This window comes from Pandoraea sp. SD6-2, assembly GCF_000389825.1.
Classification (GTDB): Bacteria; Pseudomonadota; Gammaproteobacteria; order Burkholderiales; family Burkholderiaceae; genus Pandoraea; species Pandoraea communis.
Map to the genome: position 1 here is coordinate 137,495 of NZ_KB944439.1, position 22,260 is coordinate 159,754.

The following is a 22,260-nucleotide window of genomic DNA, read 5'->3' on the forward strand; positions in this document are numbered from 1 at the left end:
GTTGCACCACATCAGACCCTCCAATGTTCCCCATCCTGTCCCTTCTCATCTGGCTTCCTATCGTCGCTGGCGCGCTCGTCATGCTGCTGGGCCAGGATCGTCATCCCAACATCGTTCGATGGGTGTCACTTGCTGCTGCCGTGATGTCGGCGGTGCCCATTGTGCCGCTGGTGCAGGGTTTTCGCACCAGCATGGCGAGCCTTCAATTCGTGGAGCGGTTTCGCTGGATCGAATCGTTCGATGCTTCATGGCACGTAGGCATCGATGGTATTTCCCTGTGGCTCGTGGCGTTGACCGGGGTGACGACCATCATCGTGGTGCTGGCGTCGTGGCGTGCCGTGACGACGCGCATGAGTTCGTACTTCGGCAGCTTTCTGGTGCTGTCGGGTCTGATGCAGGGCGTGTTCACCGCGCAGGACGGCATGTTGTTCTTCGTGTTCTTCGAGGCGACCCTGTTGCCGCTGTACTTGCTGATCGGCGTGTACGGACGCGCCAATCGCACGCATGCGGCCGTGAAGTTCTTCTTCTTCTCGCTGACCGGCTCGCTGATGATGCTGCTCTCGATGCTTTATCTGTACATGCAGACGCAGAGCTTCGACATCGCGCGCTGGCAGACGCTGCATCTGCCGTTGGCGGTACAGGTGATGCTGTTCATCGGGTTTCTTGGGGCGTTCTCGGTCAAGGTGCCGATGTGGCCCGTGCATACGTGGCTGCCCGAGGTCCATCTCGATGGTCCGACGGGGGCGGCCGTCATGCTGGGGATGCTGAAGCTCGGCGGCTATGGGCTGCTGCGATTCAACTTGCCGCTGTTGCCGGACGCGAGTCATTTCCTCGCACCGCTCATGGTGGTGCTGTCGCTGATCGCCGTGATTTACGCGAGTCTGGTCGCGCTGGTGCAAACGGATCTGCGCAAGCTGCTCGCCTATTCGGCCGTTGCGCACATGGGGTTGGTGACGCTTGGGTTGTTCCTCTTCTCGGAGATGGGTACCGACGGCGCGGTGATGCAGATGATCTCGTATGGCATCGTCTCGGGCGCAATGCTGCTGTGTACGGGAATGTTGTATGACCGTACCGGCAGCGCATCGATCGACGGTTATGGCGGTGTGGCGGCAACGATGCCGCGTTTCGCTGCGTTCTCGATGCTGTTCTCTATGGCGAATGTCGGCATGCCGGGAACGTCGGGTTTCGTGGGCGAGTTTCTCGTGTTGATGGGCGCGATCAAGGTGAATTTCTGGATCGGTGCGTTGGCGTCGCTGACGTTGGTGTTGAGCGCGGCTTATACGCTGTGGATGTACAAGCGCGTGATTTTCGGACGCGTGGGAAATGCGCGCGTGGCGTCGCTCAAGGATGTGAGCCGTCGCGAGTTCGCGCTGCTCGGCGCGATGGCGGTGATGGTGCTCGGCATCGGCCTTGATCCGAAACCGCTCACGGATGGCATCGACGCTACCGCGATGCAGGTCGTGCAGGACATCGAAAACCATCGCTTGCCGGCAGGCGATCCGGGCAGCAGCGAGATGGCGGGGCATCGGCATGGCGATGTCGCAGGGCACGCTGCGGCGACGGTGAAGGGCACACGGCCTGACGCGTGACGGCGAATCGGCCGATGCGACGGCAGCGCTTACGCAACGTATGCTGCCCAAGCGACGATTCTCATCGCGGCGGGCGCTTGATGAATCTGATTTTGTGTTGATTCAGCAACGTAAGCCAGTCCAATTGCGAGAGACCATAGATAAGGCCAAGCAGAACCAGTTGCGACCCGACAAAGTAAATGCCCGGATAACCGCCAAGAGCATCGGCTTTTTCATCCAGTTTGGCCGACGCGAACTGCGCGAGGCTTGTCCATGCAAGGTAGCTCGTCGTTCGGCCAAGAAAGAATGCGAGTGCAATGGTCTTCAGGCCGAGTCCCGTCAGACCATACGCGATGAAAAGATAGTTCGACGGAAGCGGGCTGAACGCATATAGGAGAAAGACTGTCGCGGTCATGGTCTTCTTGCGTCCCAACCACGCCGCAGCTACGGCGATGTTCTGTCGGTCGATGTCGCGCATCAGCCGCCCGAGGATCAGCCAGTGAGAGCCCTTCGCGAGCACCACCCGGCCACCTGTCGCCGCCAGCGCGGCGACCACGGCCATGAGTACCGGATTGAGGTCAGGCTGCCGGAAGCCGATCCACGACAGGACCATCCACGTCGGCGGCGCGAATGCGGGCACCACGTTGAGCACAAAGACCGTGCCGAAAAGCAAGATTAGCGTCACCATGACCTGATCGTATGCGCCCATGCGTCACCTTGCGAGCAGCGCTGTCATGGAGAAGAGCTGCGCGAACATGGGGACAGTCATCAGTAGCGTCAGCGCCGCGCCGGTTGCCAGAAGCACCAGCCAGAGATAAGGGTTGCGCTGACCTGCGCCCGCAACAATGTGCCTGTGGTTCATCACGCGAACGACGAAAATCAACGCGACATTGCCTAAGACGAGTGACAGAAAGCCGTAGGTGCGGGCAATGGTTGGATCCAGGCCGCGATAAACCAGCAGTGCATAGACACCGAGCACGGCAAGAGCAACGATGGCGCCAATCGCGAAGCACTGGATCATTGCCTTGCCCGGCAGCAACGCAATGCCGCCAGCTCGGGGCGGCCGGCGCATCAAGCCGTCGCGCTCCGGCTCATTTTCAAAGACGAGCGAACATACGGGATTGATGATCAATTCCAGAAAGACAATGTGTACCGGCCCAAGAAGGGGGGGCCAGCCGAAGATGATCGGGATCATCACGGCGCTCACCATCGGAACGTGAACGGCGACCGTGTAGCTGATCGCCTGAACGAGGTTGTCGTAGATGCGACGACCCAGGCGGATCGCGGTGACGATTGGCGCGAAGTCGTCTCGCAGCAGAATCAGTGACGCAATCTCGCGTGCGGCCTCGGCACCGCGATTGCCCATCGCGATACCAATGTGAGCCGACTTGAGCGCAGGTGCATCGTTGACGCCGTCTCCCGTCATGGCGACCACGTCGCCGCGCGCTTTGAAAGCTTCGACAAGCCTTAGCTTTTGTTCCGGCCGGATGCGCGCGAAGACACTGGTCGTGAGAAGCGCATTTTGAAGCGATGCATCGTCCATCGTGTTTAGCGCCTGACCGGTCAGCAGGTGCCGGGGGTCGATGCCGACCTCCGATGCAATCGCTCGTGCCGTGGACGGGTAATCCCCTGTGATCATCACGACCCGAATACCTGCTGCACGGCAATCGCCGATCGCTGCGGCCGCATCGGGGCGCACCGGGTCCATCAGACCGACCAGTCCGACGAAACTGAAATCGAACGCGTGCGGGTCTGTGGGCCACGGTGAGCCGGGATGATTTGCCTTGGCCACACCAAGCACGCGCAGTCCGCTGGACGCCATGCGTTCGGCTTCGGCAAGGATTGCTTCGCTGCCGGCACCGTCGAGATGACAGAGCGTACAAACGGCTTCTGGTGCCCCTTTGCATGCGATGGCGTGGTGCCCGCGCTCAGGTGCGTGCCATGCGTGCGCCATTGCGGGCAATGCCGACGATAGTTCGTATTCATGGACGAGCGTCCAATCGGTATGCAGGTGCTCCGCCGGGCGGAGAAATTGACGGCTTGTCTGGTGAAAGGCGCGTTCCATCGGATCGACGGGCTCAATCTCACTGGCGAGGACCAGGTATTCGAGCAGTTCCTTCAGTGACTCGTCGATTTGCGGTGTGTTCGCATCAATGATCTGTTTCCGCCCTCCGGCCCAAAGGACGCGAACGGACATCAGGTTTTGAGTGAGTGTGCCGGTTTTGTCGACGCACAATACCGTGGTCTGGCCGAGTGTTTCGATCGCATTCATGCGACGCGTCAGAACGCCGGCGGAGACAATGCGGCGTGCGCCCAACGCCATGAACACCGTCAGAATCACGGGAATTTCTTCCGGCAGGATTCCCATTGCCAGCGAGATGCCGGCCAGCACGCCGGGCAGCCAGCTATCGTAGCGCCATCGATAGAGCACGACCAATGCTGCGCACAGCAGTATCGCGAGCATGGCGAAACGCTTGACGAAAAGGCCCGTCTGAATTTGTAGCGGCGAGCGGCCTTCCTCGATGGTCGACAGCGACTTGCCTATCCGCCCAAGCGCCGTTTGCGCGCCTATCGCGCTCACCGTCATCCAAGCCTGACCCCGCACCACCATCGAACCGAAAATGAGCCGATTATCTTCACTGTCGATCGCGCTCTTTGCGACCGCCTCCGATTCCCCTGTCAGCAGTGACTCGTCAACGCACAGACCATGGACTTCGACGACGACGCCGTCTGCGGGAATCCGTGCACCTTCGTCGACGAAAACCAGATCGCCCGGCACCAGTTCGGCAGCGGATATCAAACGCCGCTCACCATCTCGCAGCACCTGTGCACGCGGTGCAGACATTTCGCGAAGCGACGCCAGAACGCGCGCCGTTCGATGACTCTGCGCCGCCGTCAGGGCGACGATGGCGAGAACGAACCCAAGCAACAGGAAGGCTTCGGCCGCGTCGCCGATCACGAAATAGATCGCGCTCGCCGCGAGTAGCAGAATGAACATCGGCTCGCTCAGTACGTCGCGAGCGGAATTCCACCAACTGTGGCCCTGCTGTGAATCGATGATGTTCTTGCCGAACTTGGCCCGCAGGCGCTCGACGTTTTCGCTAGAGAGACCTTGGCGAGCGGGGGCGCGAGGGCCCATGGCAACCGCCTCGCGCGCAGACATGTCGAGCGTGCCTGAATGCGGCTGAACGTCTGATGATTGAGGCATCTGCGTGGCGTCCGATCCGGAAGAAGATGCTCACGAATTCCGGTGTTGATGTGGGGAGGTGGGCATTTTGATACCACGTGAGAGTGGCAATTGAAAAGCCTAAAACCCTTGATGGGCGGCGCCCTCCGGCATTTCTGCCCTCCCGCGTGACGCAGCCTCAATTTGCACGAAATGCCCTCGGAATGCACAGATTTCGCATAGGTTTTGCCCCCAAATTGCGGCCAAACTGCATATGGGTTGCGGCATATTGCGGGAGGTAGAAAGAACACGCTGTATTTCTTCCCAAGACATTGGCGCAGCGGGATTTGTGGCGCTCCCGCGCCCTAGAGAGGTTGCCCACTAGAGGAACCGAAACTCCCCCCCACGTGGCTCATACTGCTTTCGAGTTGCAGACTACAACCCGAAAGTAGAGCAACAATCGGGAAATGGCTCGCAATCCCTAGAGATACTCAATAAAAATCAAAGACTTGCGCTTGATTCCCCTAGGCTAAACTCGTTGGGCAACCCGAAACAACCCGAAAGTCCAGAGCTCCGGTTCATCTAGTAGGAACTATCGTTCGCCGCAGGGCCTATTCGGCTACGAACAATTAGGGGCCGACTCCTACTTACCGTTGCCAGCCCGTTTTGCCGAGTGGGCCCCTTGTTCCGCCAATAGAACCCCCATCTGGTCCATTGCAGATCGGCCCTCTGGTGATGAGTGTTCATAGTTGTCCAAGAGGGCACGTGCACGATTCGAAATAGAGCACTGCGCGTTTGCCGCCCTCTTTCCCGTCAAGACGTATAGAACATCCGCTCCCGTGTCTGCGAGCGACGCCAAATATTGAGCATCCGGACTCCGCTCCCCCTTTTCGTAATTCTGCTGTGATCGAAGGCCAACACCGCAAGCATCGGCAAGCGCTTGCTGCGACATACCTAGGCGCTCTCGTTCCTCTTTCAGGCGGACAAAAATTTTATGCATGATTGTGCGCAAAAATACACTTGCCGTTACGCACGATTGTGCGTAATATGAACTTCACACGACGAATGATCGTGCGTAGTTCAACAAGTTTACTCAAAAGGGAGAGACATGCATCCGGAATTTATAAAAGCGGCCTTGCGAATCGAGGGATTTTCTGCTGCTCGCCTTGCTGATGAGTTAGGTGTTTCACGCTCAATGGTGACGCGGGTACTTGATGGAATTGCCCGCTCGCAACGGATTGAGGCCAGGGTGGCTGCGATTGTTGGTCGCCCCATTGAGGAGTTGTGGATCAGGGAGTCTAAGCCGACATTGCGCCGTCGACCGTGTGAATCCCCTGATATGGCAGCTTAGTTCAAGGCCGGCATATGCAAACAAAGTCGCACTACACGGCTGCAGAATTGGCTGCAATGCAACTTCAGGGGATGCCAATAACCGAACAAGGCGTTCGGTTACGCGCGAAGACGTCAGATTGGGCGTCGCGACTGCACTCCGGGCGTGGCGGCGGCCTAGAGTACGCCGTGACTTCTTTGCCAAAAGCAAGTCAAGAAGATCTGTTTCGACGCAGCGCGAGCGTAACTGCCGCTACGACGTCAAATCGGGTGGTGGATGGTTGTGATGTTACGGCCCAGTGGGACTTGCTTGTGACCGACAAGCAACTGCTTTGCAGTCAGGCTCGCAAAGGCGTTTTAATCGCGCTTGAGCGGATTAAGGGCGAGTGCGGCGTGTCTCGTAACACGGCGATGGCGGTGTTGCTAGAGCGAGCTCGAAATGGGCTGCTTGACGATTCTCTGACCATGATGCTGCGCGCCGCCCGTGATCCGCGCGGCCGTAACGGTGACGGTTTCCCGAGCTTTACGACACTCAAGCGATGGTTGGGCAAAGAGAAAGTTGGTTCGCTGGTGCCAAAAACTGTGCAAAAAGACTTGTCCATCAAGCCTTGGTTTGCCGCCTGGCGGGAGATCCATAACGTCCCGGAGAACCCAACGGTTGTGCAATCGTATGCTCGGTTTGTAGCCGTCTATCGCGATCGCACCGATATCGCCTGGACGATTCCCTCGATCCACCAGGTGCGTAGAGCCCTCGAAAAAATGGACCCTATAACCCGCGAAGCAGGTCGCAAAGGTCCTCGGGAACTCAAGAGCCTTTGCGCATTTGTTCGACGCACGTTCGATGAGCTGCAGCCCAACGATATCTGGACTGCGGACGGGCATACCTTCGACGCCGAAGTCCAGCATCCGCTGCACGGTCGTGCGTTTCGACCGGAAGTTACGTCGATTGTTGACATCGCCACCCGGCGCGGCGTGGGGTTCTCGATTGCACTCTCAGAGTCGAGTCTCGCAGTCCTCGACGCACTCAGCAATGCTGTAACGCGAGAAGGCGTCCTTGCGATGTTCTACGTCGACAACGGGTCCGGCTACCGCAATGCCATGTTGTCGGCTGCTGGCACTGGCATGGCGGGCACGATCGGCTTCGAGATTCAGCACTCCCTGCCTTACAACTCGCAGGCACGCGGTGTCATCGAGCGTTTTCACAAGACGCTGTGGGTACGTGCGGCAAAAGAGTTGCCCAATTACGTCGGGGCGGACATGGATCGCGAAGCGCGACAGGAGAACTTCAAGATCACGCGAGCGGCGATCAAGCAGGGCGGCGCGCTGCCATTGGTTGGCTGGGACCAGTTTTTGCAGTACTGCAACGAATGTGTCGCGCAATACAACGCTACGCCGCACAGTGCGCTCCCGAAGATTCGAGATCCCCAAACGGGCCGCATGCGCCATATGTCACCCGACGAGCGTCTTGCGGACTTTCGCGCAAAGGGCTGGGAGCCAAACATGCTGGGCGTCAACGAGGCCAAGCAGCTATTTCGACCGCGTGTGGAGCGCACGGTGCGCCGTTGCGAAATTCAGTTCTTGGGCAACCGTTATTTCGACCGAAGCCTCGAAATGTTTCACGGCGACATGGTGCACGTTGCCTATGACATTCACGACTCGGGCGTGATCTGGGTTTATCACCTGGACGGCCGATTCATCTGCACAGCCGATGCGGGAGCGAACGAGCGGCCCTATTTCCCTGTGTCGGTCGTTGAGCGAGCCCGAGAAAAGCGCGCGGATGCCAGAGAGCAGCGCCTGCAGCTCAAGCTCGACGAGGTGCAAGCCGAGCGTCGCGGACATCCGGCACTGCCGCTCCATACCCCGGAGTTCCTCGATATCCCAGGTTTGGGAAGGCTTTCCAGCGAGGATTTGCGGTCACGGGTTATCGACGTGGAGAGCAGGGAGCCCGATGACACAGCGTGTGCGGCGAATGTCGTCGAGATTCCCGAAACGGCGGAACAACGCTTTGCCCGCTGGCAAGCACTGGACCGACAAATTGCAAATGGAGATATGCCAGACGAGCAGCAACTGAAATGGCACAGCCTGTATCAGTGCAGCAAAGAGTACGCAGCGCAAAAGCGCCGCGCCGAAGATGATGGCGAGTGGCAGCTCGCGAACCAAGGGTAAAGCAAGGACGAATGATGTCTACAACAGGAACGAATGATGACGCAGCTTGAACAGAAAAGTCAATGCGCGGGTGCTATCGCGCAAATTACAAACCTCGGACTGTGCGACGTGGCAATCGAGCGAGCGACCACGCGTAGCGCCAACCTACCGGGGCTGATCGGTTTCTATGGCCCGTCGGGCTGGGGCAAGAGCATGGCCGCAAACTATATCGCCAACACACGGCGTGCGCGTTACGTGCAGGCCAAGTCCGTGTGGACGAAAAAGCATTTTCTCAAGGCGGTGCTCTTCGAGATGGGGATTCTGCCCGCCGCCACGATGCCGGAAATGGTGGATCAAATCGCGGAAGAACTCGCCACCTCAAGGCGTCCGCTAATCATCGATGAGATGGACTATCTCGTCGCCCGCAAAGCAACAGATTTGGTGCGAGATCTGTACGACGCCAGCCATACGCCAATCATGATGATCGGTGAGGAGCGCCTGCCAGACAAGCTCAAGGAGTGGGAGCGAATGCACGGACGCGTCATGCATTGGGTTCCCGCCGAGCCGGTCACTGTCGAGGATGTTTACAAACTGCGCCCGCTCTACTGCCCGAACATCAATATAGGCGAGGACTTGATGGCCCGACTGGTGGAACTCGCACACGGATCGGTTCGCCGTGTCTGCGTGAACCTGGAACGCATCCAGGAGGCCGCTATGGTGCAAGGTGTCGACACGATGACACTCGCAACCTGGGGGAAGCGCGAGCTTTACACCGGCCAAGCGCCGAAGCGGAGGTTTTGATCCATGGCACGCAAACCTGCTCATATCGAAATGGCTGGCGGCAAAGGCCCGCGCCAACGCGCCTGGGAAGCGATTCGTCAGAATGCCCCCGACTTCACTGTCCGCGAAATCGCTATGAAATCGGGCGCAGACAACGCCACAGTACGTACCTACGTTCAGTCGCTTGAGCGCGCTGGGGTGATCGAGGTGCTTAACGCCCCGAAAGTTATTGGAGAGCGCAAGCATTACCGCTTGGCCCGTAACACCGGTGTCGAAGCGCCCCGCGTAGATCGCCAGGGCAAACCGGTAACTGCCTCGCGCGGCAACGAAAACATGTGGCGGAGCATGCGCATCATGAAAGAGTTCACGCCGCAGCACTTGGCACAGCACGCCTCGAACGGTGATGTCAGTGTTTCGGAGGGAACCGCCCGCGCCTATGCTCAGGCGCTAGCGCGCGCGGGGTATCTGTCGGTGGTCGACCCTGGGCACAGTTTCATCCGTGGCAAGGGCGCGAAGCAAGCCCGTTACATGTTCGTGCCGTCCCGCAATACGGGACCGCGCCCGCCGATGATTCAGCGCAAGCGCTCAATCTACGACCCCAATCTCGGAAAGGTAGTTTGGCAGGAGGCTCCAGACCATGACGAATGAACCTCTTTGGTTATGGATGCTTCGCAAGGCTGTTGATGCATCGTCGCAGGTCAAAGTGGCCAAGCGACTTGGCGTAGCCCGATCTGCGGTAAGCATGTCGCTGTCGGGCCGGTATCCCGCCAGCACCGCGCAACTGGAGCGCAAGATCATGGGGAAGCTGGGTGAGCCGCTACTGTGCCCGCACACACAAGCAGAAGTCACAGTGACTGATTGCTACCAGATCGGGGGCAGCGCCAAGCCGCCAGCAAACCGTCCCTTGGAACTGCCGCACTGGCACGCCTGCCAAGTGTGCCCTCACAGCGTGAAACGAAAAGGAGATGCCGGTGAAAAGAAGGATTAACAAATGCGGTTGCACAGTGCGACGGCACGACCGTCTGATTCAGTCGAAGGTATCGCGAGAGATCCGCGGTATCCGCCGGATGCCAGTTCGCAACGCCTACGGAGAACCCATCGCGATGAGTGAGCGCGATTGCATGTACCTGTGGATCCGCGACGGTCACTTAGAGGTGGTAGTCGATCCCTATACGCAGCGCGTTGGCGATAACTCGCCGAACCATGACGAGAACCGCCGCGCACTGGAGACGCTGGTGGTATCCAGTTCACGCGTCACTCGCAGCGAATTTCGCTCATTGCATCGACTCGGCCGCACGTTTCTTACCGGACGGAAGATTGACTCGCATGGCCTCGCTTTCGACAAGGAGTGTTGGCTGCAAGTAGCAGCGGACTTGTGGAACGCTCAAGGGCGGGAATTCGTGATGAGAAAAGGAGATGCCGGTGAAAAACGAGACTAGTAATCAAGGAACAGCAGATCGAGATCGCGGGGCCTTGCAAGGTTTTCTTGCAAACGCAGCGGTCGATAACTCTGTGGGGGCCGGCAATCAAGGCATGTGGCGAAGCGCAGTTTCGATTGCCTGCGCAATTGACGAACTCTGTGAGCGTGGCTTCGAGGCAATCGGCTTTCAGTCTTGCAATCACTCGACACCAACCATTCAGATTTGCGTGAACGCACAATGCGCCGCTCTGATTGAGCGAGGAGAGGCGACCTACTACTACGAGGGCTGGGGCAACGGAGTACGCATGCGCAAGGGGCAGTTTCACATAGGCCGCGTCCGCGTGATTTGGATCGAGAGAGGGAACTAAGGCGGTAGTAGGCGTTTTTTCTGGGGTCAAAATCAATGCAATTTATTTAGGAATCCTATATGAATAATACGAAAAATTTGCTCGCATACATCAAAAATCACCCCGGCCTAACGGCTGCGGAAATTGCCGAAGGTACGGACCTGACCACCGACCATGTGCTGGATTTGCTCGGTCCGGAGATCGAGCAGCAGCGGGTCCGAGTGGAACTGAAGCTGGCAACGCCCGTGGTGCCCATCCGCATCTACTTCGCGTCTGAACAGGTGGCAGAGGAGCTTACGACTGCTGAAGGGGGCGAGGCCAAAAGCGTCGTATATGCCGAAACGCGAACCGGTGCTTTGTGTTTCGGCTTCTTCCCGGACGGGCGAATGTCTATCGAAAAAGGCTCGCAAGCCGTGCATCTGACCGCCGACGAGAGCGCGCGTTTCTTCCGTTTCATCGGATCTATCAACGTTGAGCGGGCGATGGGCGCCCGCCACGCATAAGGGAGTATCAAAAACATGGCAAAAAAACCTCGCTTGAAGGCTGCTGCGCAGGCGTGGGCGGCTCAATCCGACGCCGACGTCGCCACGACCATCCGAGATATCGGTGACGTTAATCGCGAAGTCATTCGTTTGCAGGCGGCGATGAACGACGAAATCGCGATCATCACCCAGCGATACCAGGAGCAAATGTCTCCGTACCAGGAGCGTCTGCTTTCCATGCAGTCGGGGGTTCAGGTCTGGTGTGAGGCAAATCGGGAGCGTCTGACAGATGGCGGAAGGGTGAAGTCCCATAACTTCGTGACAGGCCAGATTCAGTGGCGTATTCGTCCGCCTAGCTGCTCGGTACGCGGCGCGGATTCTGTGATCGAGCTGCTCAAGGTGCGAAGCCTGGATCGTTTCGTTCGCGTCAAGGAAGAGATCAACAAAGAGGCAATCCTCAACGAGCCGGAAGCGGTCAAGGATGTGCCCGGCATCTCGATCAATACAGGCATCGAGGATTTTGTCATCGAACCGTTTGAGCAGACCGCAGACGCTCACTGACCCGGAGCGAAATCAGATATGGCGTTGCTTCTGAAGTAACGCCTTTTCAATAGGTGAAAAAATGTCTACCCCGGTAACAATGAGTTTTGAGAGCGATACGCACAAGGTTGTGCCTAGGCACCTAACGCCGGAAATGATCGCAGATGCGGTGATGAGCACTCTCATACCTGGGCCCGACACTGACGCAGCGTTGGCGCGCGAAGCCGCCGCGCTAGTTCTATCCCGAATGGACAAAGGCGTCGGCATTGCGCTGGAAGCACTAATCACCGGCATAGCACCGATGATTGCTGCGTATCGCAGCATGCTGGCGGTAGCTCCGTTACCGCTGAACCCCGGGTTCACCTGGGAATATGGCGAAGAACTGCAAGAAGCGCATGGCGACGATACGTTTTACGACATCGTGTTCGATGGTCCAGCGGGCTCGCAGTCGGGACGATTCATAGAAGTCGAGAATCCGGAGGGGAAGTCCATATGCGTTGGCCGGTGGATTGATCGCGGTGACGGGCTTTGGGCATTTCGCATTCCGTCCCCTGCGGTTCAAAAGCGAGAAAAACAATGACTGCAAACAAGATCGAAACATTCGATGCGGCGTTGAATCCTTGTCCGTTCTGCGGCGGCGACGATTTGGAAATCATCAATACGCACACCGCTTCGTTCTGGGTTGAATGCGTTGACTGCAACGCAAGAGTTCCCGGCGGATATGTCAAAGGCCCACGACGTGACGACAGATTCCACTACGACGCTTGTCCTGACGGCTCCAGGTTTGACGCTACCTATGACGAGCTTCACCCGGAGTACCAGAAGGCATTTAGATCTGCCGTTCTCGCGTGGAACACTCGTGCTAGCACGCCAGAAGCCCGAATCTCGGGCCAAGCTCCGGAAGCGCCTGGCATGTCGCCGTACCCGGCTGGCGTCGTCGTCGGCGCGTGCGTTTGCGGATCATGGCCCGGCGGGGAGTGCCTGAAATGCACCGTGCTTCCCGCGAAGATAGACGGGGATGAGCGGGAAGTGTTCGAGCGCGAGATTGTCCGGCACATGCAATGGATCGCGCGAGAACCTTCCCCGTTCCACCGGCATAACGGCGAGTACATGGGGCCGATTGAATGTGCATGGGACGGCTGGAAAGCCCGCGCGACGCTATCAGTGAATCACAGTGAGGACAAGCGAGATGCGCATCCACAAGAAAAGGGGGGAGAGATGAAATATGAGCAAATGAAACGAAATGACACTGAATTGAGCCTGCTGTGCGCTGCCGGTCGGATTGTCTCGTTCGTGCGAAAGGAATTTCCTGAGCTGAGCGTTAAAGCCCAGATCGAGGTGATGGGGCTGGCAGCTCAAGAAGCAAGTGCTCGAAGCAAATCTGACGATATTCGCGCACTTGCAATAAGACGCGGTTCACCAGGAATGGCTTATCCCGCAGACGGCCTATTTACTGAGATGGAGGCGAGGGATGATCGAATGCTTTCAATAGCGTTCGCTGTAGAACACCCATCGCTTCGATCTGGCTGTCGGAAAACTCGGGGCGTGCCAGCTTTCTTGAAATCATGCCTTCGACGTGTTTGTCGAACAGTGTCTTCAGTTTTTCGGGCTCTGGGTGTGTTTGAGCGACGCCGACGAGAAAGGCCATGAGAACCTCCCGTTCGGCAATGAGATCAAGAACTCGTTCATGGAGGTATTCCAAGATTTGTTGGGGCGTGTATTCAGCTTCACTCATCTATTTCCTTTGGTTGATTAAGTGTGTCGCGCCTATTGCGACGGTGACATGTTACTAGGAGTGCAAATGAGTCAACTTTCACGCGAATCTGTTGCTGCAATCGAGCGTGAGCTCCGCTTGGCGCACGGATACATCTACCTGCAATGCGACGATTATCGCGTCTGCGTGCGCGTCGAGCCCTTCAAAACCAGAACCTACGTGCTGTCCGTGTACGTAGATGGTTGGATCCGAGGCGAATGGTTGAAGGACGACTGCGAGCACAGACGCCGCTTCATGTGTCCAAAGTCGATCGCGCTGTATGCGAAGAAGCAACAAGCCGAGATCGTCAAGACGTTCGGCAAGCGTCAGGCGGCAAAACACTTTCCCAGGCTTCACGAACGTCACGAGTATTGGGTGCCTTACTGGACTTCGGCACGTTCCATGCTGCGGCATTTCTGCGCGAACAGTCAGAAGGTGACAGTGCTAAGTGTTGGCGAGCCGTTGCCGAAGGAGGACGCAGCGGCCAACGAGGAAACTCATGAAGACGGACCTAATCATCATAATGCTCGGCGTGGTGCTCCTCGCATTACTGTGTCGGAAGGAACTGATGAAGTGGTTGCGAAAATTCATCTAGGCGGTGCGGAAGTACTCCGGGAAATCTTCCCCGGCCTCGCGGGATCAAAAAGCCCGCAACCGGAAGATGAGATATCCGGCGAATCGCTCTAACGGTTACTGTCGCGGCGGCTTGGTCTGCCCCGCGACAGATGCCTGCCAGGCAACCGCGTTTTCAATCTCTTTTATCATGACGCGCAGCGCGAGCTGAACGTTACTCTGATCGTCAAAACGGGATAGCGATCCCTGCAATGTTTTAGCGACGTCGCCAGCGTCCAACATCCCTTTGCGGTGAAGCGCAGCGATCATGGCAAAAAGCGCGACACGCGACGCCTCGCCCAGATCGCGCTCCAGCGTCACAATATCTTCCACCTTGAGTAGTCGCTCGTTGATCTCCTCTAGCGTCAACGGCGGCTCCTCTGCCAAAAGCCCTTTATGGGCGACGTCTGATTTACTTTTCATCGCGAGAGACGTATAGGTATGGCGCAATGGTGCACTGCCGGAGTTGGTCAGTGTACCCGATACGTTTAACCTCATTGACTCCGGGGCGCTTGATGATCTCTCGCGGGACACTCGCAAAAATCCATATCGCAAAACAGCAACTTGGCATGGACGACGACAGCTATCGTTCGATGCTGCTTTCTATCGCCGGTGTGACGTCGGCCAAAGAGCTGGATGCTCTTGGCGCATCACAGGTTCTGCGCCATATGGAGCGTTGCGGTTTTCGTCCTATCCAGTACTTCGGGCGTCGTCCTGTCGTGTCGTCTGGACGAGAAGCGCAGATGAAGAAAATCGAGGCGTTGCTTGCCGAGGCGGGCCGCCCCTGGAGCTACGTGAATGGGATGGTCAAGCGCATTTGCAAGGTGGATGCTATCGCTTTTTGCGATAATGAGATGCTGGGTAAATTAATTGCCGCACTCCAGATTGACGCAAATCGGAGGTCAAAATGAGTCTCACTGAGGTGAAAGATCAACTCCCGGAGTTTGTTCAGTACCTGGTCAAACTCATTGGGATGCCGTCAACCGTGAAACTCGTCGAGAAGATGGGCGGAACAACGTTTCCGGTTGCCAAGCGTCTGTCGCGCCAGGGCGAGATCCGGTACGAGCTGCTCGCGGAAGTGGTCGGCGGTGAGGCGGCTGATCGGATCACGGAGCACTTCGGCGGTGAGCCGCTGTACATCCCGAACTGCACGCAAGCGCTTCGGCTGCTGCGGGATCGCAGTATTCGCGACGATTTTGACACCCTGACGCATGAGTGCAGCGCAAATGCAGCGGTCGTCAAGCTTGTGCAGAAGACCGGATTGTCGGATCGGCATATCTGGCGAATTCTCAAGCAAGCCGACGTACCGGCGTCGCAAGACGAACTGTTCTAATTCGTCCTCACCCCCTCCCACGATCCCCGCCCCGGCGGGGATTTTTCTTTGTCACTGACGCTGGTTGGCTATGGCGGGTATCTGCGCGTGACTAAAGTGAGCCTATTAATCTTCAACGCTCACTTTTCCATGGCAACGATTTCAGCAACGCAGGCAGGAGACATCAACGCGGTGGCGCTCCTTGATGTCATCGCGGCCTGTTGCCTCGGCATTACAGCGGCGAGCGCGTCGGGCAGCGGTTACGACACGCTGCTCGTTGATGGCGAAGCGCAGGCAACGACATTCCTCGATTTCGGCAAGTACCCGGACCGCTACGGTAAGCCCTTGAGTGCGGGCCGGTATCGCATCTCTCGTGCCGATTACGCCCGCCTCTCGGCGGAATTTTCGATCATCGACTTTTCGCCGCGCTCTCAGGATCGGTTGGCCCTTCTGTGCTTATGGGAGGAGGGAGTCATGCCGCTCATCCGGGCAGGACAACTTCATGCAGCGCTGGATGCGGCCAGTCACGCTTGGCCGGAGTTGCGGGTGAGCCCTCTTGCGACGGAGAGGCACCTCTGGCCTGAACTGGTCGGTATCTACCGCGCAGCGGGCGGCACGCTCGCTATCGGGTAACTGAGCCATGGCGCATCCGAAGAACACTCGCGACAAGGTACGACATGCCTTCGTGTACGGCCGACTTTCGCTGGAAGTTGCGGCCATGAGCGCTGGCGTCTCCTTCGACTCAGCCCGCCGCTGGAAGACGAAAGCGGCCGAAGCCGGCGATGACTGGGACAAAGAGCAAGCCGCCCAACTTCTGTCCGACGGCGGCGTAGAGGGGGTTGCACGACAAATGCTCTCCGGCCTGGTGCGCCAGTATCAATCAACGATGACGGCCATTGAGACGGACGAAAAGATCCCGGCGGCAGACAAGGTCAAGTTGCTGGCGAGCCTGGCCGACGCATACAACAAGACGATTGCGTCATCGAAGCGGATCCTGCCAAAGACGCAGGAGCTCGCCATCGCCAAGGGCGTGGTCACCCAGTTCGCCGCGTTCGTGAAACAACGCTATCCCCAACACATGCAGGCGCTTGCAGAGGTTTTGGTCTCGTTCGGCAGGGATCTCGCCAAGTTCTACGCGCAACAAGACAACGAGTAAGGAATCGGGAAATGCTGATTAAGGTAGATCGAAACCGCGCGGTCAATACCGAGCACATCGTCTCGGCCAAGATCGACAACTACGGCGACACATGCCTGGACATTGATTTAATTTCCGGCGAGAAGCTGCGCGTGCGGCATATGCCGCACTGTTATGACGGCGTCGACGTGTACAAGCTGCTGGACGAGATTGTGAGTGCGCAGGATTGATCGCACATGAGATCCGCCACACTCACCGAAAAAGACTTCCTGGGCGACCTTGAGGAAATCGCCGCATCGCTTCGCCGCGATATTGATGCCTGGTCAACTGGGCTCGATCCCTCACCCGCAGCGCGGCTCGCGCGCCGTAAGCGCGTGCTCGCCGACGGTGACTTCCAGTTTTTTGCCTACACCTACTTCCCGCACCACATTCGCGGCGAGCCGTCGCTGTTCCAGGCGCATTTCTGTAGCCGCTTCCCCAATGTTCTGTGCCAGGCACGCGGCGGGCGTGAATGGTGGGTGGCGCCTCGCGGCGAGGCTAAATCGTCGCTGGCTACCAAGATTGGCCCGACTTACATCGTCGCCCAGGGCCTGTTGCAGCGCCCGGAGATCCAGGCGGAAGTCGGCTGGCAGGGCGAACAGCCGCCGTTCCTGGACTATCTGATTCTGCTGGGTGCGGAAACGTCGCTGCCGACAAAACTGCTTGAAGTCATCAAGACCGAGCTGACCGCCAACGCGGCACTGGCGCTCGACTTCCCGGAGATCTGTGGCAAAGGCCCCGTGTGGAAGGTGGGCGAGTTCATCACCCGCAACGGCGTCAAGGTCGAGCCGTTCGGCGCGGAACAGGCCATTCGCGGCACCTTCCACGGATCGAGCCGCCCCAAGGTACTTTTTGGCGATGACCTGATTACCGATGCAGAGGCCAAAAGCCCCACCGAGCGCGAGAACCGATGGACGTGGCTGGAGAAGGCCATCGACTATCTCGGCCCGCCGGACGGCACCGTCAAATACATTGGCGTTGGCACTGTCTTGAATAAGGACGATCCCATTTCGCGTGCGAAGCGCAGCGTCGGGCACGTTGTCCACCACTTCCGCGCTATCGAGCAGATGCCCGCCGACATGGACCTGTGGGCGAAGTGCGAAGAGCTTATGCTCAATGACGACAAGCAGGCGATCGAGTGCTCGTCGTCGGGGGCGGAGGTTATGCCCGATGATAGCTTGCCATCGTACCAATTCTACGTCGAACACCGCGAAGCCATGGACGTCGGGGCAATCACGTCATGGCCCGCTGTGCGCACCTTGTATTGGCTTATGCGCCAACGGGCCAAATCGCCGCGCGCCTTTGCCACGGAAATGCAAGGCGACCCGCGCACCGAGGAAGACAAGGTGTTCGGCCACATTACCCATTGGGTGCAGCGCAGCCGCGACTGGATGATCTTTGGCGCGTGCGACCCGTCAATGGGCAGAGGGGAAAAGTCCGATCCATCCGCTATCGTGATTGGAGGCCTGGATCGTGTCAGCCGCAAATTGCACGTCATGCATGCGTCCATCAAACGCCGGGTGCCCTCAAAACTCGAAGCAGATCTGATCGCTGCACAGCGCGAATACCGCTGCCAGGCGTGGGGCTTCGAGAACAACAACGCCTACGAATGGGCGCGGCAGGATCTGGTCCAGGCGGGACTGCGCGCTGCGGTTCCCCTGCCGCTGGTAGGGATCACGGCCACCGTCGCGCCCGAGGTGCGCATCGATTCGCTTGAGCCGTTCATTACGGATCGCATGTCTCCGTCGATCCTATTGCATGCGTCCCTCACCGGCCTACTCGCCGAACTCGATAGTTGGCCGGAGCCGCAGGGCGCGCACCACTACGACGGCCTGACCGCGCTGCACATCCTGTGGATGATTGCCCAGTCGCGCGGGTATCTCGCAAGCGAGGGCTATATGGAAGTGAACAAATACGGCCGCGACAGAGACGACGTCGGCGGCGACTTTGGCAAAGGAGCTTGGTAGGCATGGGACGCATTGTCGACATCAACGGCAATCCAATCGACGATAGAGTGCTGCACGCGCAGCAGACGTCGGAGCTTGGGTGGATCACTCGCTCGTTCGACTCTCACCCGGCGCGCGGGCTGACCTTCGATCGGTTGCACAGTTTTCTCGCTGCCGCAGAGCAAGGGCACCTCACCGAGCAATCGGACCTTTTCGCGGACATGGAGGAAAAGGACGGCCACATTGCGGCTGAGATGAGCAAGCGCAAGCGCGTGCTGCTGACGCTCGACTACGACATCAAGCCGCCAAGAACCGCGAGCGCGGCCGAGAAACGCCTGACGGTGCAGGTGCGTGAGTGGATCAAAGACATGCCGGAGTTCGAGTCGCTGCTGCTCGATTGCCTGGATGCTATCGGCCACGGCTTTTCGGCGCAGGAGATCGAGTGGCAACGCCTGGGCGCGCTCTGGTATCCCAAGGCATTTCACCATCGCCCGCAACGCTGGTTCATGAATCCGATTGAAGACCGCGAGCAGATTCGCCTGCGCGGTGCTGAGATCGACGGTCTGCCGCTGTGGGCGGCCGGCTGGGTGGTGCATCGCCACCGCGCCAAGTCCGGCTATATCGCGCGTTGTGGTTTGCACCGAGCGCTGTGCTGGCCTTACCTGTTCAAGAACTATGGGTTGCGAGACTTGGCTGAGTTTCTGAACATCTACGGCTTGCCGTTGCGCGTGGGCAAATATCCGGGTGGTGCGGGCAAGGACGAGAAGGAAGCGCTACTGCGTGCCGTCAAGGGGATCGGTCGCAATGCTGCGGGCATTATTCCGCAGGAAATGCTCATCGAATTTGAGCAAGCGGCGGAAGGCTCTCATGTGCCACACATGGCAATGATCGATTGGTGTGAGCGCACGATCTCCAAGGTGATCCTGGGCGGCACCCTGACCAGTCAGGCCGACGGCAAGTCTTCCACGAACGCGCTGGGCAACGTGCATAACGAGGTCCGCCATGACCTGATGACCTCGGACGCGCGGCAGTTAGAGCGCACGATCACGCGCGATCTGATCTACACGATGATCGTGCTCAACGTCGGCCCCATTGACCGACTGCGCTGCCCGCGCCTTGAGTTTGAAACCCGCGAGGTGGCCGACATTCGGATGTATGCCGAGGCGCTGCCCAAGCTCGTTGGCATGGGGGCCAAGATCAAGCGCTCGTGGGTTCACGAAAAGCTCTCGATCCCGGAGCCGGAGGAAGGCGACGAGCTGCTGTCGGTGCCTCGTCCGGAATTGACGATGCCGCCAGAGATGCGTCCGATTGATGTGCCCGCGCCCGGTGCCAAAATCGCCGCCAATTCGAGCGCCGCATCACGCATTCGCTATATCGCGGTCACGACCAACGAGCGTGGCGAGACGGTCTACGCCGATCAACAAGCGCTTGACGCAGCGATGGACGCCTTACCTGCCAATCAAATCAACGATGGAGTGACGCCGATGTTGGCCCCGGTCATTGAGGCAATCCACAACGGCGCAACTCCGGACGACGCCATGGAGCAACTGCTCGAAGCCAATCCGCAGATGGATGCGGGGGAGATTGCCGAGCTGCTCGCGCGCGCCATGTTTGCCGCTGAGGTCTGGGGCCGGATCCATGGCGGTTGATCTGGCCTTTGCCATGACCTTGCCGCCGGAGAAGGCGATCGCGTATTTCCAGTCCAAGGGCTACAAGATCGGGTTTCGATGGCAGGATGTGGCCGCGCAAACGCACGCGCGCGCCTTCACTGTGGCGGGTGTGATGAAGGTCGACATCCTGCAAGACATTCGGCAGGCGCTGGACAAGCAATTGCAGCAAGGCCAGACGCTGGCGGACTTCAAGCGAGAACTGTCGCCGGTGCTGGAGCGTAAAGGATGGCTCGGCAAGGGACTGATCGTTGACGAGGGCACGGGCGAGATCGAGGGCAAGCGGTTGAATCCGCGCCGCCTGGAGACGATCTTTCGTACCAATCTGCAATCGGCCTATATGGCCGGACGGTATGCCTCGCAAATGGAGCACGTCGACACACACCCCTATTGGGAGTATGTGGCGGTGCTCGACAACCGCACGCGGCCGACGCACCGGGCGATGTCCGGCCGAGTGTACCGTCACGACGATCCGTTCTGGTTGACGTTCTACCCGCCCAACGGGTTTCGGTGTCGCTGCCGGGTGCGCACCCGCACGCGTGCGTATGTCGAACAGAATGGCGTGCCGGTGTCGGACAGCAACGGACACTTGGTCGAGGTCGAGATCATTGACCGCTCGGGGCGGAAAACGCGCGCGGTCGCTTACACGGATCCCGTGACGGGCAAGAAGATGATGCCTGATCCGGGCTTTGGGGCGAACCCCGGCGCGCAATGGGCCAAGCCCTTCACGCCGCCCCCAGTGTCAAATCTGCCGCAAACGTTGCCGCCCGGCGCGTCGCCTCCCGTGCCTGGCGCACACGAGATCAAACCGAACGATCGCCTGCCTGCGAGTTTGTCGCCCGCTGAGTACGTCCAAGCGTTTCTGAAACGGCTGGGTGGCACCATGGGCAAATCGACGGTGTTCCGGGATATTGCCGGTGACGCGGTGCCTGTGTCGGACTGGCTATTCAAGGACGGGGCGGGAAAGTGGTCGAGCGTGGCGGCCAAGCTTGGCCCGGATCTGCCGCTGCTGGCACAGGCCATCGAAACACCCGACGAGATCTGGCTGACGTGGGCGCAGATCGGCGAGCGCTGGGAGTTGCGCCGCCGCTACCTGCGCGTGCTGCGGGACATGGCCGGCCGGTGGGGCGTGGCTGCGTTCGACCTGGGGAAAAGCGGCTGGGCTGGTCAAGTGGAGTTCCCGGCCACGGCGACAGACACCGAGCGCCGCACCTATATAGATGGGCTGCGCGGCACGTTCCTGCGTTATCAGCACCACCAACGGAGTCCAGGCGATGCGTGATCTTGTCATTGACGATGTTGATTTCACCGCCGCAATGGAGCGCTATCACGCGCTGCTGCGCGACGCATCGCCTCTCATGGGCATCATCGCGCAGGAGATGCATGAGGCCGTGGAAACCAATTTTGCCGCGCAAGGGCGCCCCAAATGGCTGGGCCTGAGCCCGAAGACCTTGCGCAACCGCCGTGAAGCGGCTGGCTCGGGCAAAATCCTGCAACTGAGCGGCCGACTCGCAGCAAGCATTGTGCCGCGCCATGACGCCACCACCGCACGCGTAGGCACGAACGTCGTGTACGCGGCAATTCACCAGTTCGGCGGCTCGATCGAGCGGCATCCGATGTCGGGTTATGTGCGCTTGCGCAAAGATCGCAATGGTGCGCTACTGCGCCAGCAAGGTCACAAGCACTTGGCAGTTTTCGCCAAGGACAGCCACAAGCGTGTCAAGGTGGTGAAGTGGACGCGCAGCCAGGGCTGGACGATCAAGATTCCGGCTCGCCCGTTTTTGGTACTCACCGAATCGGACTGCCTCGGCATCGAAGGCACGGTATCGGACTTCCTGCGGCGACTATTCGACCACTGAGGCCAAAATTGGCCCGCGCGCAACATCGGCGTTCTGAGCCGATGAGGGAAGCCGGGTAGGCGCAGGTATCACCTCACTCGCGCCATCGGCGCTATCGTGTTCAACCCCCCTGTCAAAATCGATTTTGTATTTCATTCTCCCATGCGTGCGGCGCAGTTCT

The 22,260-nt window shown here is 58.9% G+C and carries 26 protein-coding genes and 1 pseudogene; 22 read left to right on the forward strand and 5 right to left on the reverse strand.

Annotated elements, in window-relative coordinates:
- Window positions 1–23: 23 nt before the first annotated feature.
- Complete coding sequence (locus C266_RS11670; RefSeq protein ID WP_010806460.1) at window positions 24–1,589, forward strand: NuoM family protein; 1,566 nt, start codon at window positions 24–26, stop codon at window positions 1,587–1,589.
- 61 nt (window positions 1,590–1,650) lie between these two features.
- On the opposite strand, the gene C266_RS11675 is transcribed toward C266_RS11670, so the two are convergent.
- The 3 genes from C266_RS11675 to C266_RS28385 all read right to left on the reverse strand — a co-directional run bounded on the left by C266_RS11675 (window position 1,651) and on the right by C266_RS28385 (window position 5,734).
- Complete coding sequence (locus C266_RS11675) at window positions 1,651–2,256, reverse strand: hypothetical protein (protein ID WP_036662738.1); 606 nt, start codon at window positions 2,254–2,256, stop codon at window positions 1,651–1,653.
- A 24-nt stretch (window positions 2,257–2,280) separates the two neighbouring features.
- The gene (locus C266_RS11680) at window positions 2,281–4,731 is read right to left on the reverse strand and encodes a cation-translocating P-type ATPase (protein WP_010806462.1); all 2,451 of its coding nucleotides are present in this window, start codon (window positions 4,729–4,731) and stop codon (window positions 2,281–2,283) included.
- 646 nt (window positions 4,732–5,377) lie between these two features.
- Window positions 5,378–5,734, reverse strand: coding sequence for a helix-turn-helix transcriptional regulator (locus C266_RS28385; protein ID WP_036662663.1), 357 nt, complete (start codon window positions 5,732–5,734; stop codon window positions 5,378–5,380).
- Window positions 5,735–5,842: 108 nt separating this feature from the next.
- On the opposite strand from C266_RS28385, the gene C266_RS28390 reads away from it, so the two are divergent.
- From C266_RS28390 to C266_RS28395, 11 genes and pseudogenes are all read left to right on the forward strand, one after another.
- Entirely contained in the window at window positions 5,843–6,085 is a 243-nt protein-coding gene (locus tag C266_RS28390) for a helix-turn-helix domain-containing protein (protein ID WP_010806464.1), read from the forward strand.
- Window positions 6,086–6,156: 71 nt separating this feature from the next.
- Window positions 6,157–8,229: a Mu transposase C-terminal domain-containing protein gene (locus tag C266_RS11690; RefSeq protein WP_246831180.1), complete on the forward strand. Its 2,073-nt coding sequence runs from the start codon at window positions 6,157–6,159 to the stop codon at window positions 8,227–8,229.
- A gap of 33 nt (window positions 8,230–8,262) precedes the next feature.
- Window positions 8,263–9,009 carry an AAA family ATPase gene (locus C266_RS11695; protein WP_010806466.1) on the forward strand — a complete coding sequence of 249 codons (747 nt, stop codon included), beginning with the start codon at window positions 8,263–8,265 and terminating at the stop codon, window positions 9,007–9,009.
- 3 nt (window positions 9,010–9,012) lie between these two features.
- Window positions 9,013–9,636 carry a winged helix-turn-helix domain-containing protein gene (locus tag C266_RS11700; protein WP_010806467.1) on the forward strand — a complete coding sequence of 208 codons (624 nt, stop codon included), beginning with the start codon at window positions 9,013–9,015 and terminating at the stop codon, window positions 9,634–9,636.
- On the forward strand, window positions 9,626–9,976 hold the full coding sequence (locus C266_RS27440; protein ID WP_010806468.1) for a transcriptional regulator: 351 nt from the start codon (window positions 9,626–9,628) through the stop codon (window positions 9,974–9,976). Before C266_RS11700 ends, C266_RS27440 begins: the two co-directional genes overlap by 11 nt.
- A 115-nt stretch (window positions 9,977–10,091) precedes the next feature.
- Window positions 10,092–10,427: a hypothetical protein gene (locus C266_RS11705; protein ID WP_010806469.1), complete on the forward strand. Its 336-nt coding sequence runs from the start codon at window positions 10,092–10,094 to the stop codon at window positions 10,425–10,427.
- Window positions 10,411–10,776 (forward strand): hypothetical protein, encoded by a 366-nt coding sequence (locus C266_RS11710; RefSeq protein WP_144265793.1) that lies wholly within the window; start codon window positions 10,411–10,413, stop codon window positions 10,774–10,776. Before C266_RS11705 ends, C266_RS11710 begins: the two co-directional genes overlap by 17 nt.
- 59 nt (window positions 10,777–10,835) lie before the next feature.
- Window positions 10,836–11,258 carry a hypothetical protein gene (locus C266_RS11715; protein WP_010806471.1) on the forward strand — a complete coding sequence of 141 codons (423 nt, stop codon included), beginning with the start codon at window positions 10,836–10,838 and terminating at the stop codon, window positions 11,256–11,258.
- Window positions 11,259–11,273: 15 nt separating this feature from the next.
- On the forward strand, window positions 11,274–11,798 hold the full coding sequence (locus C266_RS11720; RefSeq protein ID WP_010806472.1) for a host-nuclease inhibitor Gam family protein: 525 nt from the start codon (window positions 11,274–11,276) through the stop codon (window positions 11,796–11,798).
- A 61-nt stretch (window positions 11,799–11,859) separates the two neighbouring features.
- Window positions 11,860–12,357, forward strand: a complete 498-nt coding sequence (locus C266_RS11725) for a hypothetical protein (protein ID WP_144265794.1) — start codon at window positions 11,860–11,862, stop codon at window positions 12,355–12,357.
- Window positions 12,354–12,629, forward strand: a pseudogene (locus C266_RS28395) (Lar family restriction alleviation protein); the annotation flags it as partial. The gene C266_RS11725 and the pseudogene C266_RS28395, both read left to right, overlap by 4 nt.
- Before the next feature lie 598 nt (window positions 12,630–13,227).
- On the opposite strand, the gene C266_RS11730 reads toward C266_RS28395, so the two are convergent.
- Entirely contained in the window at window positions 13,228–13,512 is a 285-nt protein-coding gene (locus C266_RS11730) for a hypothetical protein (RefSeq protein ID WP_010806474.1), read from the reverse strand.
- Window positions 13,513–13,578: 66 nt separating this feature from the next.
- Between C266_RS11730 and C266_RS11735 the strand changes: the two genes are divergently transcribed.
- A complete protein-coding gene (locus tag C266_RS11735; protein ID WP_010806475.1) occupies window positions 13,579–14,217 on the forward strand; it encodes a hypothetical protein in 639 nt (212 codons plus the stop codon).
- A 3-nt stretch (window positions 14,218–14,220) separates the two neighbouring features.
- Here C266_RS11735 and C266_RS11740 read toward each other — a convergent pair whose 3' ends face one another.
- Window positions 14,221–14,640 (reverse strand): hypothetical protein, encoded by a 420-nt coding sequence (locus tag C266_RS11740; RefSeq protein ID WP_168162901.1) that lies wholly within the window; start codon window positions 14,638–14,640, stop codon window positions 14,221–14,223.
- 71 nt (window positions 14,641–14,711) lie between these two features.
- On the opposite strand from C266_RS11740, the gene C266_RS11745 reads away from it, so the two are divergent.
- Genes C266_RS11745 through C266_RS11785 form a run of 9 tightly spaced genes read left to right on the forward strand, consistent with a single transcriptional unit; the run spans window position 14,712 to window position 22,100 of the window.
- A complete protein-coding gene (locus C266_RS11745; RefSeq protein WP_010806477.1) occupies window positions 14,712–15,053 on the forward strand; it encodes a gp16 family protein in 342 nt (113 codons plus the stop codon).
- On the forward strand, window positions 15,050–15,475 hold the full coding sequence (locus C266_RS11750; RefSeq protein WP_010806478.1) for a Mor transcription activator family protein: 426 nt from the start codon (window positions 15,050–15,052) through the stop codon (window positions 15,473–15,475). Before C266_RS11745 ends, C266_RS11750 begins: the two co-directional genes overlap by 4 nt.
- A 48-nt stretch (window positions 15,476–15,523) precedes the next feature.
- Window positions 15,524–16,087 (forward strand): glycoside hydrolase family protein, encoded by a 564-nt coding sequence (locus C266_RS26155; RefSeq protein ID WP_010806479.1) that lies wholly within the window; start codon window positions 15,524–15,526, stop codon window positions 16,085–16,087.
- A 7-nt stretch (window positions 16,088–16,094) separates the two neighbouring features.
- Window positions 16,095–16,610, forward strand: a complete 516-nt coding sequence (locus C266_RS11760) for a DUF1804 family protein (protein ID WP_010806480.1) — start codon at window positions 16,095–16,097, stop codon at window positions 16,608–16,610.
- Between the two features lie 11 nt (window positions 16,611–16,621).
- Window positions 16,622–16,819 carry a hypothetical protein gene (locus tag C266_RS11765; RefSeq protein ID WP_010806481.1) on the forward strand — a complete coding sequence of 66 codons (198 nt, stop codon included), beginning with the start codon at window positions 16,622–16,624 and terminating at the stop codon, window positions 16,817–16,819.
- Between the two features lie 6 nt (window positions 16,820–16,825).
- Entirely contained in the window at window positions 16,826–18,595 is a 1,770-nt protein-coding gene (locus tag C266_RS11770) for a hypothetical protein (protein WP_010806482.1), read from the forward strand.
- Window positions 18,596–18,597: 2 nt separating this feature from the next.
- Entirely contained in the window at window positions 18,598–20,223 is a 1,626-nt protein-coding gene (locus C266_RS11775; protein ID WP_010806483.1) for a DUF935 domain-containing protein, read from the forward strand.
- Window positions 20,213–21,523, forward strand: a complete 1,311-nt coding sequence (locus tag C266_RS11780; RefSeq protein WP_010806484.1) for a phage minor head protein — start codon at window positions 20,213–20,215, stop codon at window positions 21,521–21,523. The genes C266_RS11775 and C266_RS11780 overlap by 11 nt, the downstream gene beginning before the upstream one ends.
- A complete protein-coding gene (locus tag C266_RS11785) occupies window positions 21,516–22,100 on the forward strand; it encodes a phage virion morphogenesis protein (protein ID WP_010806485.1) in 585 nt (194 codons plus the stop codon). The genes C266_RS11780 and C266_RS11785 overlap by 8 nt, the downstream gene beginning before the upstream one ends.
- Window positions 22,101–22,260: the final 160 nt, after the last annotated feature.